11 protein-coding genes are annotated in these 17,041 nt (G+C 70.0%); 5 read left to right on the top strand and 6 right to left on the bottom strand.

What is annotated here, in order from left to right; all coding sequences use genetic code 11:
- The 3 genes from U9J41_RS03050 to U9J41_RS03060 all read left to right on the top strand — a co-directional run.
- Nucleotides 1-5,514, top strand: a 5,514-nt coding sequence (locus U9J41_RS03050) for an autotransporter-associated beta strand repeat-containing protein (protein WP_322400155.1), incomplete at its 5' end; no start/stop codon positions are given.
- A gap of 66 nt (nt 5,515-5,580) precedes the next feature.
- Nucleotides 5,581-6,357 (top strand): hypothetical protein, encoded by a 777-nt coding sequence (locus U9J41_RS03055; RefSeq protein WP_322400158.1) that lies wholly within the window; start codon nt 5,581-5,583, stop codon nt 6,355-6,357.
- Nucleotides 6,354-7,130 (top strand): hypothetical protein, encoded by a 777-nt coding sequence (locus U9J41_RS03060; protein ID WP_322400160.1) that lies wholly within the window; start codon nt 6,354-6,356, stop codon nt 7,128-7,130. The genes U9J41_RS03055 and U9J41_RS03060 overlap by 4 nt, the downstream gene beginning before the upstream one ends.
- Here the strand turns inward: U9J41_RS03060 and U9J41_RS03065 are convergent.
- Genes U9J41_RS03065 through U9J41_RS03085 form a run of 5 tightly spaced genes read right to left on the bottom strand, consistent with a single transcriptional unit; the run spans nt 7,127 to nt 11,902 of the window.
- Nucleotides 7,127-7,981 carry a glycosyltransferase family 2 protein gene (locus U9J41_RS03065; protein ID WP_322400162.1) on the bottom strand — a complete coding sequence of 285 codons (855 nt, stop codon included), beginning with the start codon at nt 7,979-7,981 and terminating at the stop codon, nt 7,127-7,129. The two genes, U9J41_RS03060 and U9J41_RS03065, sit on opposite strands and share 4 nt — an antisense overlap.
- Nucleotides 7,978-8,805, bottom strand: coding sequence for a glycosyltransferase (locus U9J41_RS03070; RefSeq protein ID WP_322400163.1), 828 nt, complete (start codon nt 8,803-8,805; stop codon nt 7,978-7,980). The genes U9J41_RS03065 and U9J41_RS03070 overlap by 4 nt, the downstream gene beginning before the upstream one ends.
- Before the next feature lie 5 nt (nt 8,806-8,810).
- The gene (locus U9J41_RS03075; protein WP_322400165.1) at nt 8,811-10,007 is read right to left on the bottom strand and encodes a glycosyltransferase family protein; all 1,197 of its coding nucleotides are present in this window, start codon (nt 10,005-10,007) and stop codon (nt 8,811-8,813) included.
- Nucleotides 10,004-11,275 (bottom strand): glycosyltransferase family 32 protein, encoded by a 1,272-nt coding sequence (locus tag U9J41_RS03080; protein WP_322400167.1) that lies wholly within the window; start codon nt 11,273-11,275, stop codon nt 10,004-10,006. Before U9J41_RS03080 ends, U9J41_RS03075 begins: the two co-directional genes overlap by 4 nt.
- 27 nt (nt 11,276-11,302) lie before the next feature.
- Nucleotides 11,303-11,902, bottom strand: a complete 600-nt coding sequence (locus U9J41_RS03085; RefSeq protein WP_322400168.1) for a hypothetical protein — start codon at nt 11,900-11,902, stop codon at nt 11,303-11,305.
- Nucleotides 11,903-12,350: 448 nt separating this feature from the next.
- Here U9J41_RS03085 and U9J41_RS03090 point away from each other — a divergent pair, with 448 nt between their 5' ends.
- Nucleotides 12,351-15,365, top strand: a complete 3,015-nt coding sequence (locus U9J41_RS03090) for a putative Ig domain-containing protein (protein ID WP_322400169.1) — start codon at nt 12,351-12,353, stop codon at nt 15,363-15,365.
- Nucleotides 15,366-15,375: 10 nt separating this feature from the next.
- Nucleotides 15,376-15,975, top strand: coding sequence for an NF038129 family PEP-CTERM protein (locus U9J41_RS03095; protein ID WP_322400171.1), 600 nt, complete (start codon nt 15,376-15,378; stop codon nt 15,973-15,975).
- Nucleotides 15,976-16,094: 119 nt separating this feature from the next.
- Here the strand turns inward: U9J41_RS03095 and U9J41_RS03100 are convergent, their stop codons facing one another.
- A complete protein-coding gene (locus tag U9J41_RS03100; RefSeq protein ID WP_322400172.1) occupies nt 16,095-16,901 on the bottom strand; it encodes a lipid-binding SYLF domain-containing protein in 807 nt (268 codons plus the stop codon).
- Nucleotides 16,902-17,041 lie beyond the last annotated feature (140 nt).

The raw sequence follows: 17,041 nt of genomic DNA on the forward strand, positions 1-17,041 counted from the left end.
TTCGTGGGCAGCATCAACGGTTCCGGCGGCCTGGCGGTCAGCGGTGGCACCGAGATCCTGGCCGGCATCAACAGCTACACCGGCGCCACCACGATCGGCCAGGGCGCGACTCTGAACCTGCTTGCCCTGGGCAATATCGCGTCGTCGAGCGGCGTCGCGGACAACGGCGTGCTGGACGTCTCCGCCAGCATCTTCGGCACGCAGATCCAGTCGCTGTCCGGTTCGGGCAGCGTGGCGCTGGGCGCCCAGACCTTGACGCTGACCAACGCGTCCGACACCTTCGCGGGCAATATCGCCGGCCCCGGCGGACTGGCCGTCGCGGGCGGCAGCGAGACCCTGAGCGGCGCCAACACCTACGGCGGTGCGACCAGCGTCAATCTGGGCGCCACGCTGGCCCTGGCCGGTTCGGGCAGCATCGCCTTGTCGAGCGGCGTGGTCGACGACGGCGTGCTCGACATCGCCGCCACCAACAACGGTGCGCAAATCCAGACGCTGTCCGGCTCGGGCACCGTGCTGCTGGGCGGCCAGACCTTCACCTTGACGAATGCCGGCGCGACCAGCACCCAGACCGGCGGCGGCCTGACCGGCGTGATCGTCGGCCCGGGCGGCATCCTGCTCCCCGGCTTGCCCGGCCTGCCGGTCGTGACCAGCACGGGCGCCGATTTCTCCGGCACCATTGCCGGTTCCGGCGGCCTGACCGTGGCCGGCGGCACCGAACAACTCAGCGGCGCCAACACCTACACCGGCGCGACCAGCATCAACGCGGGCGCGACCCTGGGCCTGGCCGGCCTGGGCAGCATCGCGGCGTCGAGCGGCGTCGCGGACAATGGCGTGCTCGATATCTCGGCAACCAGCAATGGCACGCGGATCCAGTCGCTGTCCGGCTCGGGCAGCGTGCTGCTGGGCGCGCAGACCCTGACGCTCACGAATGCGGCCGGGGCCTTCGCAGGTGCGGTCTCCGGCAGCGGCGCCGTCACCGTCAGCGGTGGTGTCCAGCAGTTCAGCGGCGCCAACGCCTACGCCGGCGCGACTACCATCGGCACGGGCGGCACGCTGGCGCTGGCTGGCACCGGCAGCATCGCAACGTCGAGCGGCGTGGCCGACGACGGCGTGTTCAACATCGCCGCCACCGACCACGGTGCCGCGATCCGCACGCTGTCCGGCTCGGGCAGCGTGGTGCTGGGCTGCAAGGACCTGACACTGACCCATGCGAGCGGCAACTTTGCGGGCACGATCGACGGCGGCTGCGGCGGCGTGAACGTCGCCGGCGGCACCGAGGTGCTGTCCGGCGCCAACAGCTACACGGGCGCCACCACGATTGGCGCGGACGCGGCCCTGGCGCTGTCCGGCTCGGGCAGTATCGCGCTGTCCAGTGGCGTCGCCGACAATGGCAGCCTCAGCATTGCGGCCGCCGGCAACGGCGTGCAGATCAAGTCGCTGTCCGGTTCGGGCAGCGTGGTCCTGGGCGGCCAGACCCTGACGCTCACGAATGCGAACGGCGTGTTCGCCGGCACCATCAACGGTTCCGGTGGCCTGGCGCTGACCGGCGGCGTGGAAACCCTGACCGGCAACACCAGCCACACCGGCGCCACCACCGTTGGCCATGGCGGCACGCTGGCGCTGGCCGGCACGGCATCGATCGCATCGTCGAGCGGCGTCGTGGCCGACGGCACGCTGGATATCGCGGGCCTGTCCGGCCAGGCTGCGGTGAAGACCCTGTCCGGTTCGGGCAGCGTCATCCTCGGCGGCCAGAGCCTGACCCTGACCGCTGCATCCGGCAACTTCAGCGGCGCGATTTCCGGTGCGGGCGGGCTGGCGATCGCGTCCGGCACCGAGACGCTGAGCGGCACCAACACCTACAGCGGCGACACCGGCATCGGCCACGGCGCCACCCTGGCGCTTGCGGGCGCCGGCAGCATCGCCTCCAGCCGCGTCGTGGATAACGGCACGCTGGACATCTCGGCCGCGCGTGGCGGCGCGGCGATCAAGAGCCTGGCCGGCGGCGGCGACGTGCTGCTCGGCGCGAATACGCTGGCCCTCAGCGCGGCCGGCGACAGCTTCGGCGGCCGGATGTCCGGCGCCGGCGGCTTGAGCGTGACCGGCGGCACCGAGACCCTGACGGCGGCCCAGGGCTACACCGGCGCGACCGCTGTCGCCCATGGCGCCACCCTGCTGCTGGCCGGCAGCGGCGCGATCGCGGCGTCCAGCGCGGTGACGGTGGACGGCAATCTCGGCATCGGCGCCACCACCGACGGTGCTGCGATCAAGAGCCTGTCCGGCAGCGGCCAGGTCGACCTGGGCGCCCGGACCCTGGCGCTGACCCAGGCCAACGGCAACTTCGCCGGGACGATCAGCGGTGCGGGTGGACTGAACGTCGACGGCGGTACGGAAACGCTGAGTGGCGTGAACGCCTACACCGGCGGCACCGCGATCGCCAGCGGCGCCACGCTGGCCCTGGCCGGCCAGGGCAGCATTGCGGCCTCGTCCGAGGTCGACAATGCGGGCACCTTCGACATCGCCGCGACCAACGACGGCGCCACGCTGCACAACCTGACCGGCGCGGGCGACGTCAACCTGGGCGGCAAGACGCTGACCCTGAGCGGCGCGTCCGGCGTCCTGGCGGGCAGCATCCATGGCGCCGGTGGCGGCTTGACGGTCAGCGGCGGCAACGTCACCCTGACCGGCAACGACGACTACAGCGGCGCCACCACGATCGCCAGCGGCGCGACCGTCGCGCTGGCCGGCAGCGGCAGCATCGCCGCCAGCACGGTGGCCGACGCGGGCACGCTCGACCTCACGGGCGCCGGCGGCAACGTCGGCATCCGCAGCCTGTCCGGCGCGGGCCTGGTCAAGCTGGGGGCCAACTCGCTGACCCTGAGCAAGGCCCAGGGCCAGTTCGGCGGCGTCATCAGTGGCAACGGCGGCCTGAACGTCAACGACGGCAGCTTCACGCTGGCGGGCAACAACAGCTATACCGGCAAGACCAGCGTCAACAATGCGATGCTGACGATCTCGTCGATGCTCAACCTGGGCACCGGACAGAGTGCGCTGGAGCTGAACAACGCCACGCTGCACACCACCGCCAGCATGAACGGCGACCGCGCGATCACGCTCACCAACCAGGGCACGCTCGACGTCGACGCCGGCACCACGCTGGCGCAGACCGGCACGGTGTCCGGTAGCGGCACGCTGGTCAAGCAGGGCAGCGGCTTGCTGACCATGAACGGCACGCTGGCCAACAACGGCGGCCTGAAGGTTGCCCAGGGTACGCTCGCGTTGTCCGGCGTGAACAGCTATACCGGCGACACCACCGTCAGCAGTGGCGCCCACCTGCTCATCGACAGCGACGCCAGCCTGGGCGCGGCGGGCGGCAAGCTGAACTTCGACGGCGGCACCGTGCAGACCAGCGCGTCGCTCGACTCCGCGCGCGCCGTCACGGTGAGCGCGCAGGACGGCCATCTCGATACGGCGGGCGCGGACAGCGTGGTGACCCTGAACGGCAACGTCAGCGGCGCCGGCCGGCTGTACAAGGACGGCGCCGGCACCCTGGTGCTGGCGGGCGACAACGCCGGCGGCAACGGTGCACTGAACCAGCCGGGCGACGGCTGGACCGGCGGCCTGACCGTCAACGACGGCGTCGTCAAGGTGACCAATTCGTACGGCCTCGGCTGGGGTAGCGTCATGACCTTCAATTCCGGCACGATCTACGCGACCGTCGACATCCTGACCGGCCAGGCCATCCACATGGGTCACGACATCAGCATCAACACCGACTCCGGCACCACGACCACGCTGTCGGGCGTGCTGACCTCGAGCGATGTGGGCGACGGCTGCTTCACCAAGACCGGCACCGGCACGCTGAACGTCACCGGCACGGCCACCATCGACGCCACCTGCGTGGCGCAGGGCAAGCTGCTGGCCAACGGCAGCTACACCAGCAATGTCACGGTGGCGCCGGGCGCGACCCTGGGTGGCAGCGGTCACATCCGGGGCGACGTGATGGTGCGCGGTATCCTGTCGCCGGGCAATTCGCCGGGCATGCTGACCGCCGACGCAACCGTCACGATGGCGACCGGCAGTCGCTTCAAGGAAGACATCGGCGGTGACAAGCAGGCCTCGGCCAGTTCGCCGATCGGCGCCACCGGCTACTACTCCTATTTGCACGTGACCGGCACCAAGCAGTTCGTGATCCAGCCGGGAGCGACGCTGGCGCCGACCCTGAAGGACCTGTATTCGGTCAACGAGTCCGGCTACGGCTCGGCGCCGGTGGCGCCGGCGATGGGCCAGACCTACCGCATCATCACGGCGGACGGCGGCATCGTCGGCCGCTTCGATACGGTGGCCCAGCCGGATGGACTGGACGGTCTGCGCATGGCGGCCTTCTACGATTACGGCGGCAACAACAGCATCGAGCTGAAGGTGCTGCCGGCCTCGTACAAGACCTGGTTCAAGGATGGCAACGGCAACGGTCGTTCGGTGGCCGCGGCGCTCGACCACATCGTCGACCTGGACCAGTCCGGCCAGGCCAGCACACTGCAGGACCAGCTGCTGTACCGCACGGCGTCCTACGATGCGGACAAGCTCGGCATCCTGGTCAAGGACTTGCCGGGCGAGGTGCACGGCGCGCTGGCGGCCGCGGCGCCGCAGGCCGGCTGGAACCTGCAGCGCAGCGTGCTCAAGCGCGACGCCAAGGATGACGGCCGCGCCCTGTGGATCGACATCGGCGCCAACCACGGCGACTGGCGGGGCGACCGGACGGCGTCCGGCTTCGATACCGACACCGTCCAGATCACGGTCGGCGGTGACCTGCTGCACACGCGCGACGCGCGCCTGGGCGTGGGCGCGAGCCGGGCGAACACCAACCTGAGCGCGGGCGCCGCCTCCGGCACCCTGCATCAGAACAAGGTCTTCGTGTACGGCGAAGCCGCCACCGCGGGCCTGATGTTCGACGGCATCGGCAGCGTCGGCCGCGACAAGGTCGACAGCAACCGTTCCGATCCGTTCGAGCAGGCATTCCTGCTGCGCGGCCACGCCGGCGGCAACAGCGCCATGCTGGGCGCCGGCGTGCGCGCGCCGCTCGAGGTGAACGGTACCAAGGTCGAGCCCTTCGCCCGGGTGACCGTGCAGAAGGCCGAGCGCGACGCCTACGCCGAAAGCCCGGATGGGCTGGGCGCCCTGGCGCTGGACCGCTACGCGGCCACCGGGACGCGCATCGTGGCCGGCCTGTCGGCCGACTCGCGCAATACCGACCCGCTGCAGGCCTCGACCTGGCGCTTCAACCTGGGCGCGGGCGTCGACGCCGGTGCGCTGGCCCGGCCGACCCTGGCCGCGTCGCTGGCCCAGACCGGCACCGTGATCGCGGGGCCGGAAAGCGGGCGCGTCTTCGTGCAGGGCGGCGTCAGCGGGTCGCTGCAGATGAAGAAGGGCGCCTACCTGTACTACGGCCTGACCGGAGAAGCACGCAGCGGCTACACCCAGCTGGGCGGCAACGGCGGCGTGCGCGTCGTGTTCTAAGCATTGGGGCTCCACACCACAGGCCGGCTTTTTGCCGGCCTGTGTTTTTTTCGCTAGACTGCAGCCATGCTCGAAGGATTACCGCATTACTGGATCAACCGCCAGACCGACGTCGAACGGCGCCGCCTGGCCGAAGCGGCGTTCGCGCGCGCGGGTGTCGCGCATGCGCGCGTGGAGGCGGCCACGCCCGACACCCTGCCGCAGGTGAATCTGCGCAAGCCCCTGGCCAACTCGCTGCCCGAACTGGCGATCGTGGTCTCGCACCTGCGCGCCATCGGCGCCGCGCACGCCGGCGGCGGCGCGGCCGTGGTCGTGATGGAAGACGACGTGCGCTCGCATCATGTGTACGATGCCCGGGCCCTGATGGCGTCCGCGCCGCCTGACTGGGAAATCCTGCAGCTGCACGTGAGCCATGCGCCGGTGGTGCTGGCGCTGGGCGAGCTCTATCTTGCGCACGGCATCCTGTGGCATGAATGGGAGCCGAGCTTCTATTCGGCCGGCGCCTACCTGATCCGGCGCGCGGCGATGGAGCGGCTGCTGGCGCGCTACTGTCCGGACGGCGAGCACCTGGAGCTGGGCGGGGTGCACGCGCACGGCAAGCTGGTCGCCGACCACCTGCTGTACCGGCGCAGCATTTGCTATACCGCGACCGTGCCGCTGTTCTTCAACGATGTCGCGCTGCATTCGACCCACGCGCCGCAGCGCGACGCCACCCACCATCGTCCCGGCGCGGCCGGCGTCGAAGCGGTGCGCCGGCGCATCGCCGATGCCATCGCGGCCGGCCGCGGATGGCCCGGCGTCCCGGCCCGGGCCGGCTATCCGTTCGCGCTGCGGCCGTCATGAACGATACCCGCCACGCGCTCGCGGTCGTGCTGCTGACCACCTGCCGGCTGTCGCTGGCGCGCGCGCTGCGCTCGGTGTTCCGCCAGCGCCTGGCCGACGGCGCGCGCATCCAGGTCCTGCTCGGCGTCGACGGCGATCCGCACGGCCGCCTGCAGGCCCTGCTGGCGGCGCTGCTGCCGGAATGCCCGGCGCACGTCACGCTCACCCTGATCAATCCCGGCTATTCGACCTCGCGCCGCCACGGCGGACCGCATGCCTCGTTCTACGGCGGCGCGCTGCGTTCGGCCCTGACCCTGCTGGCCGACAGCCGCGTGGTGGTCTACCTCGACGACGACGACTGGCTGAAGGAAGACCACTGCGCGGCCATCCTGCGCGCCATCGAAGGGAAGGCGTGGGCGTTCTCGTACTCGATCTACGCCGACGGCAACACCGGCCAGGAACTGTGCGTGGACGGGTTCGAGAGCGTCGGCGTCGGCCGGGGCATCTACGCCGAGCGCTTCGGCGGCTTCGTGCGGCCGAGCGGCCTGGCGATCGACAAGCTGCGACTGCTGCACCTGGTCCACCTGTGGTCGTGCGCCGCCTTTCCCACCGGCGACGGCGAGGACCGCCTGGTTTTCGAGCAGCTGCGCCACGAGCCGCATGGCTGCACCGGCGCCGCCACCGTCTGCTGCGCGCTCGACCCCAACGACGCGCTGCATGCGCGCCGCGTCGAGTTCATCCGCAGCCAGGGCGTCGACTACGCCGGCGCGGCCAAGATCGAATCGAGCCGCTAGGTGGCCGCCTGGGCCAGCGCGGCGCGCGCATAATCCGCATGCGGCCCGCTGGCGCTTAGGGCGGCCAGCGCCTGGTCGTAGCGCCCGGGTGTCTCGACCAGGCTGGCGGCCTGCCAGATCGCCTCGAAATGTTGCGAGGTCCAGGTGTTGGCGCCGGTCTGCACGTACGTGTAGAGCCAGGGTGCATCGAGCAGCACGACCCGGCCGCGCGCCACCATCGCATGCATCACGGCGGTGTCCTCGCCGCGCGCCAGCGCCGGATAGGCCGGCACCCCGGCGGCCCGGGCCAGCATCGATCCTTCCCATTCGCGTGCGCCGGACACGCCGATCCGGCGCGCGGCCGGCGCCCACAGCATCCAGCGGCTCAGGAACAGGGTGTCGGCCTGCATCGACTGCAGGAGCAGCATGCCGACCTCGATGCGCTGCGGATGGTAGAGGTCGTCGTCGTCCCACTGGCAGATCCAGTCGCCGCGCGCCGCGCGCAGCGACAGGTTGCGCAGCGCACCGAGGCTGGCCGCGTCCGCGGCCGTTTCCGGGTACACGATGCGGATGCGGGTGTCGCCCAGCGCCTGGCAATATGCCTCGACCTCGGTGGCGGGCGCGTCGCACACCAGCACCAGCTCGCGCTCGGCCCAGCTCTGGCGCAGGAAGCAGTCGACCGCGAAGCGCGCCGGGAACAGGCGGCCGCGCGTGACCATCAGGCAGGACACCAGCGGCCGGCGCCCCGGCCACGCCAGCAGGTCCAGCGTGCCTTGCTGGACCAGGGCGCCGTCCTGGCCGAGCTTGAAACCGAGGCCGCGGCCGGGCCGCGGCAGGAAGTCGGCCAGCGTCGCCGCGGTGGACGTGCTCATGGCAGGTAGGGCCGCGCCAGCGCGGCATAGGTGCTGGCGCCGGCGCGCACGTAGTCTTCGGTCAGCAGGCCGGCGTGGAAGGTCGTGAAGTCGGTGCGCCCGGCATCCCACCACAGGTGACTCCACAGGTGCAGGCTGAAGACGTCGCGCAGGTCCGGGTCGCGCCGCTCGAACAGCGACTGGATCCCGGCCACGGTCCACGGATGGCGGTAGAAGTAGTGGCGCGGCGCCACGTGCACCAGTTCGGGGTGCTGTTCCCACAGGCGCGTGGCCAGTGCGCAGGAATGGCTGGTCCACTTGCCGTCGAAGGCGCCGTAGGATTGCTCGAGCCAGCGCGTGATGAACAGCGAGCCGGGTGCGGCGGCGATCAGGGCATTGCACAGCGACGGGCGCAGCACGCCGCGCGGGTCCGCCAGCGCGCCTTCGTCGCCCAGCACGCAGCCGTAGTCGTACAGGTGGTCCGGCAGCGGCGCCACGAACAGCGTGTCGATGTCGGCATACACGCCGCCGTGCTCGAGCAGCACCTTGAGCCGGATGAAGTCGGCCTCGTGCGCGTAGCTCCAGCCGGAGGCGGCGATCAGCCGGCCCTCGCCGGAGCCCTGGTAGGCCGACTGGGGCAGGGGCTCGCGCACGACCTTGCGTAGCGTCAGGTGCGGCTTGATGCGCTCCCACAGCGGGCCGTGGGGCTCGTTCGCGTAGTGGAAGAGAATCGCGTCGGGGCGGTTGACCTGGCGGCAGGATTCCAGGCACAGGTAGTGCGCCAGGTGGAAGGGCCCGGTCTGTTCCTTGAGGCCGAACACGAAGTGGAAGATGCGGGGAACCATGCTGCTCATGCTCCGATGATGCGCCGGAACTGGCGCATGACAGCGCCTTCGGCGTAGCGGTTGGCGATCGTCTCGCTGAGGCGCCGCGCGTGCGCGTCCGGGCGGCCGCGCTGTTCGAAGCGGGCGCGCATCCTGCGGCGTGCGTCGGCGACGTCGGCGACCGCCCACTGGTGGTCGCGGCCATAGGTGGTGCCGGGCCAGTCGATCGGTTCGAGCCTGTAGTCGATCAGGCCGGGATGGTCGCTGCCGAGGAAATCCAGGTGGCCGCTCCAGCCGGTCATCAACACCGGCCGGCCCAGGGCGGCGGCCTCGAACGCACCCATGCCCCAGCCTTCGGCGCGCGCCAGCGAGACATACGTGTCGCCGATCTGGTGCAGGCAGTCGATCCAGGCGCCGCTGACGCCGTCGCCGGCCAGCACGGCGACCGTGGGCAGATGGATGCGCCCCTCGCGCGCGGCGAACGCGCGCGTGGTCTCCTGCACCAGCTGCAGCGAGGTCTTGCCCTGCTCATTGGGCAGCGGGGCGTGGACCGGCTTGGCCGAGGTCTTGACGCACAGCGCGACCGGTTCGGCGTCGCCGAACTCGGCGAGGAAGGTTTCGACCAGGCGCGGCAAGTCCTTGCGCAGCATCCACGCGCCGATGGTGTAGAACACGAAGTGGTCGGGGCCGATGCCGAGCTGGCGCCGCAGGGCGTCGCGCTGCTCGGGTGCGACCTCGTCGTGCGCATGGCGCCGGATGTGCGGCACCACGTGCACCGGCACCGCGACGCCGCCGGCGCGGAACACGTCGGCATTGAAGCGCGACGGCACCATCACGGCATCGAAGCGGTTCAGGATCGCCGGCCAGTGCGCCGGAATCTTGTCCGACTCCCAGGCGCAGTAGGCCACGTTGACCTTGCCTTCTTCGATGCAGCTGGGCAGGTAGTCGGGGATCATGTGCGATACGACGATGCGGTAATCCCTGGGCGCGGCGGTGAGCGCGAGGATGGCCGGCAGGTCGCGCAGCGCCGGGTCGCCCGCGCTGGCGCGCACGGATTCGAGCAGCTGCGGCGCCATGTCCGGGCGCCAGAACTGCAGGCCGTGCGCGCCCCAGAACACCGGCTGCCAGTACACGTCCAGGCCGAGGTTGAGGAGCCCGCGCAGGTAGGACAGGCCGGACAGGCCGTAGCCGGTGGTGTCGCCGTATGAAATGTACTTGATCATGATGGTGTGTCGTCCGGCAGGCGTTCGATGCGCAGGCCGCGGATACGCAATTGCAACGGCCGCGCCTCGCCCTCCGCGAGTATACCGACGATGACGTCGTTGCGCGTGCTCGGCATGTCGAGCGCCAGCGCCAGCGCGGCCGGCCCGGCGCCGTCCTGCCGGACGACCGTGCGCGCCAGCACTTCGCCGGTGCCGTTGGCGGCCGCGAACAGGGTCAGGACGGCGCCCGGCGACGCCTGCGCCAGGTCGAGCAGCACGCGGTAAGCCCCGGCGGCGAAGGGAAAGGGCATCAGCCACAGGGCCACTTCCTGCGCGTCGCCGCCGGTCGCGTCGCCGCGGTAGACCAGTTCGCCGTGTTCGAGGCCGCAGACGCTGCGCCCGTGCCGCTGCAGGGCGTCGGCGCCGAGCGTCACCGGAAAGTCGCCGGCATAGCTCAACCCCGCATGGTAGAACTCGTTGTAGTTGTTGACGCCGTCCTGCAGGCCGAGTTCGCGCAGCCCGGCCATGCTCTTGGTACGATAGGCCACCAGGCGGCCATCGGTGGCGTCGAGGAAGACCAGGGCTTCGGCCGTATTCCGGCCGGATACGTTGGCGACCTCGCCCATGTGAATCTGGTCCGGTTCGCAATGCAGGGCGAGGGCCTTGCCGAACAGGACAGGCCCGGTCGGGCACAGCGGGGACGCGCCGCGATAGCGCGTGCGGCAATGCGCGACGATCATGCGGATCGCGGCCTCCAGCGCGGGAAAGCGGGCCGGGGTGCTGATGATGGTATTGCTGACGATCCAGGGCGCGACCATGGCGCGGTCGCGAAACACCGCAATCTTGCCGGGTTGAACGGGCCAGCCCGCGTGAAAGAACACCGACAAATCGGCATACACGCCGCCGAATTCATGCAGCAGGCACAGGCGCGCCAGATCCGCGCGATAGGCATAGGGCAGCAGTTGCTCGTAGGCCCACAGGACATCGGGCTCCGTGTTTTCGCGAAGAAATGCGCGAATGCCGCGCTGGTCGAACAGGCGATGCGTGGCGTCCGGATGATGGGCCTTGAACGACGCGATATTCCGCGCGATCGCCGGCGGCAAACCGGAGGTGTCGGCGGCTGCCTGGTCGTTGATGAGGATACTGAAGGCATTCATGGTCCGTACATGGTACCGGACCCGGCGATTCCATGCGCCCGTCGCCGATCGCCGAGCCGTGCGCGGGGGGAGCAACGGTAACGAGACCTTCTTCGCGGCGTCCCGGGCCATGGCCGCGGTGCGCGATTTCACGCGGCGCCTGGCGTCGTCAGGCGCCGCTCATCGCCGGCCCGCCTTGGCGGGTCCGTCATTGCGGCGGGTATCGACGGCGATCCAGTTCGTTTCCCAGCGCCGACCGCCATCGGCGGAATACGCTTGCTCGAAGCGCCACCTGGCGGCATCGATCGGCACGATCAGGAACCGAACCAGGACCACGCGCCCGTTCACCGTGTCCCGGCCGTAGAAGCTGCCCTGGCCGTCCTTGAAGGCGCCGTGCATCGGGTCGGTCATCAAGCCATTGGCCAGGTTCGCGAAATGCAGGGTCCACTGGCCACTCGCCGGCTGGTACAGGCGCAGCGACACGCCCGCGATGCGGCCGGCACTGCCGCGCACATCGAGCTCGACGAGGTTGGCACGCGCGCCCATGACCGGCTTCACGACCGACGTGCCCGTGTACTCGACCCAGTCGGTCTTGCCGCTGAGCGGCTCACGCAGGCGTTTCAGGTGCGTATCCCAGCTACCGATTTCCCAATCGAAATCGTGTTGGCCGTCGCGCGGCACCGCGGCCGGGCCGGAGGCGGGAACGTCCGGTCCGGCCGCATTCGCCTGGACGACCGCCAGCGAGGCAGACAGCGCGATGGCAACGACGAGTGGCTTCATGGCAGGGCTCCGATCGACATGCGTGGTTGCCCAGTGTACGTGGCTTGTTGCCGTTCCGGCAACCGCGGATTCGCGGCGGGCCGTATGCACCGCGCCAGGTATGAATTTTTTCGTCGTATCTATGCCATTTCGGGCATGCCTCGCGCGCAAGGGCACCCGTCCGGACGGTGTTTTTAGGGCCCGCTCGTGCTTCCACGCCCGTGGATTCGGGCGCGGCCACCCGGTCGGGACTGCCGCATCCGGCAACACGAGGTAACGATAACAAATCCGCGCCGCTTTTATTGTCTTCGTGATACGATCCGCCCGCTATCGATAACACAACAGGCGGTGGAGACGGTGGAACCGGTGGCATGACAACGATCTGGTTAGCAAACAAATAAGGACAATCATGTATAACCATTCACATCCGAGGTGGAGGGCGTTGCGCAGCAACGCGAGAGGAAACATCGTGGCGCTGGCATTGGCGGCAGCGCTGGCGCTGCCGGGCGGCGCGGCGTACGCGGTGCCGTTCGTCGCCACGCCGATGGCGCAGCCGGTGGTCAGCAGCGCCGGCTTCCGGCATCCGGACCTGGGGTTCACGCCCGAGCAGCTGGAGTACGTTCGCCAGCAGATCCGTGCCGACGTCGAGCCGTACAAGACCTACTACAACATCCTCGCGACCGTGTGCTGCAACTACGCGAACATCAACCTGCAGCCCACCAACCGCGACGCCACGAAGGTCGACACGCCGAACACGCCGAACTACAACGGTTCGACGGCGCAGACGCGCATGATCAACGATTCGCAGGGCGCGCTGACGCAGGCGCTCCTGTACTACGTCACTGGCCGCAACGAGTACCGCCGCAACGCGATGCGCATCCTGCGCACGTGGAGCAACATGAATCCGAACGGCTACGCCTATTTCCCGGATGCACACATCCACAACGGCGTGCCGCTGTCGCGCATGCTGATGGCCGCCGAGATCATGCGCTACACGCCGGCCGATCCGACCTACACCGACTATCCGCTCGCGTGGACGGACACCGACACGCAGAAGCTCAAGGACAACCTGGTCGATCCGATGGAGCGGACCTTCTTTTCCAGTAACGAGCGGTTCCGGAACCAGCAGCAGTATTCGCTCGTGGGCCGGATCGCCGGCGCGATCTTCACGGACAACCGCGCCCGTTACGACGAGAGCGTCGAGTGGCTGACGGTGAACGCGACGTCGACGCGCCAGGACATCAACGGTGCGCTCATGAAGGCAATCGCCCGGATCGACACCGACAACCCGCTCAACAAGACAGGCCAGACGTTCTACGAAGTCGAGGAAATGTCGCGCGACGGCGCCCACGCCGGCGACAACGTCGACATCCTGGGCGGCCTGCTGCGCCTCGTCACGGCCCAGGGCACCAAGGTCGATCCGTTCACGGGCAAGCCCTCGAGCAGCGGCGACGCGGTGAGCGTCTACCGCTTCGGCGACGACCGCCTGCTGCGCGGCGCGAATTCGTATGCCGAGTACATGCTCGGCTACGACACGCCGTGGGCCGACACGACCGGCGGCACGTCCGGCATCTCGTCGGCGTACCGCGGCCGCCTGTACGAGGTGGACGCCATCGCCGAGATCTACAACACCTACAAATACGTCGAGGGTGTCGACGTCGACGCGGAAGCGCCATACCTCGCCACGGCCGCGCGCCACGCCAACGGTCCCGCCATCCCCTGGGGCCCGGCGACGCCCAACAACAAGGACATGGGCCCGACCGCCATCCTCACCTTGCCGCAGGCGTTGACGGGCGTACCCCTGCCGCCGAGCACGCCGGGCATCCTGGAAACGGAGCGCAAATCGATCTTCCTCGACGGCGACTGGACCATGCAGACGGAGGGCGACCGCACGTTCGGCCACGGCGCCGTCACGCCGGGCGGCGCGACGATCGTGTTCCACGACGTGCAGTACGCGGACCGGTCGAAGTACGCGCCGGTCGGCATCATGGTGCGCACGACCGCGCCGGTGACGCTGTCCGCCGCTGCCGCCCGCGACGCCAGCCCGTGGGCGCTGATGACCGTGCCGGACACGCACGGCCAGTGGCGCTACATCGTGCCCGACACGTCGGCGGCCGCCATCGGGGGGCGCTGGCTCGGCGACAACATCATGTACTTCAGGTTTTCCGGGCCCGAGGGCACGACGGTGGACGTCGACCACGTGAACATGGCCGCACCGACTCAGCTCACGCCGCCGCGCTTCGCCATGCCCGTGTTCCCGGTGACGGAAATCGTCGTGCAGGGCATCCCTTACCATGCGGCCTATACCGCCACGGACGCGAATACGGCCGACAGCGTCGCGTACGAAGCCGTCAACGTGCCGGCCGGCGCGCGGCTGGACACGTCCAGCGGCGCGTTCGACTGGACGCCGGGACCGGAGCAGGTCGGCGTGCACGATGTCGTCGTCGCCGCCACGGACGGCGTGGCCGTCAGCTCGATGACGGCGCGCCTGAACGTGCAGCCGGACCGCGCGTCGGCATTCCAGGCCGCGCTCGACGGCTACGATCCGGCGGCCGCCTATACGACGCCGTCGCTGGCCACGTTCAAGGCCGAGCTGGCGCCGCTGCAGCAGTCGATGACGACCGTGTCCGACGCCGATTTCGCGGGCTTGCTGAAGTCCGTGCAGGCGGCCGTGCGCAAGCTGGAGCTGGTCAATCCGCGCGTGGCCTCGGACGGGAGCCTCGACTGGAGCAAGGACATGGTGACGACCACCGGCTTCGGCGCGGATCGCCCGGCGCTGCTCGTCGACGGTAACTACAACAGTTATTCCGGCGACCTGCGCGCCCCGATCTATATGGACTTCGGCGAGAACTACCGGGTGTCCGTCGACGGCTTCGGCATCCAGGCACGCTACATGTTCGCCAACCGCTCGCAGGGAGCGAACGTGTACGGATCGAACGACAACGTGAACTGGACGCTGCTCACGAGCCGCGAGACGACCGATACCAGCGGGCATAACTTCGAGATGGAAGTCATCCCCGTGCTGCCGGGCCTGGAGAACCAGAGGTACCGCTACTTCATGGCGCGGGTCGACCATCCGGGGCCGCCGACGGATCCGGCGTATCCGGGCATTTCGTCGTACGGTGAGTTTCGCTTCTACGGCACGCGCTACGACCTGCAGGCGCCCGTGGACGTGACGGGCAGCGTGCGGATCGCGCGCTCGGGCCTCGCGATGAACCGCTTCACGCTCAAGTACACGGGCACGGTGACCATCACGAACACGAGCGACGCCACGCTCCCGGGCCCGCTGCAGTTCCGGCTGGCCGGCCTGACCGGCGGCGTCACGCTCGACAACGCGACAGGCGTGAAGGACAGTGCGCCCTACGTCACGCTGGGACAGGGGGAACTGGCGCCGGGCCAGACGGTGACCCTGACGACGACGTTCTCGAATCCGGCGAAGGCCGTGATCGCGTACACGCCGCAACTCATCAACGTAAAATACTAGGAGACTCCTGATGCAGACCCTGACACACCACGCGGCCCGCCTGCTGGCCGCCACTTGCCTGTGCCTGTGCGCCGGCGCGGCGCTGGCCGTGCCGTTCGTGCCGTTCCATCACGTCGACATCGACACGTCCACGCTGGGCGCCGGCACGGCGTACCTCGGCCTCGACTTCCTCAGCGTCGGCGGCGCCACACCGGCCAGCGCGACTGTCGCCAACCTGGCCGGCGCATTGCTGGGCAGCCCCGTGGCGACGGGGTCGGTGGCGACCGATCCGGCGGGCGTGCTGACGTTCACGAGCGATGCCGGTGGCGGCGACTGGTTCCAGGCCATCCAGCTGGGCGGCCATTTCGGGTTCGACGTCACCTTCGCGACCGGTGCCGGCAGCGACGGCAGCACGTTCAGCTGGTCGCTGTTCGACGATACGCACTACCTCGGCGTCGACGGCAACCTGGGCAGCATCGACCTGCACCCCGAGGCGCCGGCGGACGCGCGCCTGACCGTCGCGCCGGACAACGCGTTCAGCACCGTGCGCGCGGTGCCGGAGCCGTCCACGCTGCTGCTGGCGCTATCCGGCTGCGGGCTGCTGGCGGCGCGGCGCCGGCGCGCGGGCTGACCGGCGCCCCGACCCGGGCCCGGTCGCTGTGCCGGGCCTGAGGTCGCCGCGAGCCCGCGCGGGGCCGTATATTGCCGGTGACGGCGCGCCGGCGTTGGCGTGGTCCGCTGCCGCCGCAGCTAGCGCCCGCCGGCCTTGCCGCCGCTTCCCGCCGGCGCCGGCGGACTGCCGAGCACCTTGCGCAGCGCGTCCGCCTGGGCGTTGACCTCGGTGCTGTCGATGGCCTGCAGCGCCGTCGTCGGCTTGCCGTAATACGCCTCGGTCAGGCGCCGGTTGTAGCGCACGTCGTTGACGCCGACCGTGACCGCATTGCCGAACAGGCCCTTGCTGCCCGACCACACGACGACGTCGCCCGCCGTCGATCCCTGGGCCATGCGGGCGAAGTTGACGACGGTGAGGCCGGCGTCGGCGCTGACCGAGAAATTGTTGCGGTTGCGGAAGCTGTCGACGGCTTTCTGGTTCAGCAGGAGCAGGGCGATGGGCCCGCCCTCCGCCCCGGCCTGCAGTCCGATGCTGACGCCGCCGATGTCGAAGAACGCCGGGTTGCCCCAGGTGCCGTCCGTGCGCCTGACCATCAGCACGCCGGCGCCACCGGCGCCGCCGACGCCGAGCGCGGCGCGGCCGTAGGTCGGGACGATGAAGACGCCGCGCGCCCGGTCCAGCAAGGCGGCCATGCCGGCCTCGTTGTCCATCGTATGCACGACGCCGACGGCATCGCTGATGTGCTTGACGGCGGCCTGCTGGCGGCGCGTGGCCGTGTCGCCGTCCGCGGCGCGGGCCGCCCGGCCGGACGCGGCGGTGGCAGCCGGCAGCGCGCAGGCCAGCATGAGCAGGGCGGCGATGCCGACCAGGGCATGCCGCAGGGCGGACCGGCGTCGGCCCGTGCGCGGACTCGGGGGTGTTGCGCGTGGCATCACGTGTGTCATGGCGATCTCCTCGGTTCGGCCGGACGCGGCCGGCGATGTGCGGCCGACTCCCGGCGGTTCAGGTGGAGCATATGGGGGCACCCGCATGCGCGCTTGACATGTATCAGTCGTGCGCCGGTGGCGCCCGTCCGCGTGCGCGC

Source organism: Massilia luteola (assembly GCF_034420155.1).
Classification (GTDB): Bacteria; Pseudomonadota; Gammaproteobacteria; order Burkholderiales; family Burkholderiaceae_D; genus Telluria; species Telluria luteola.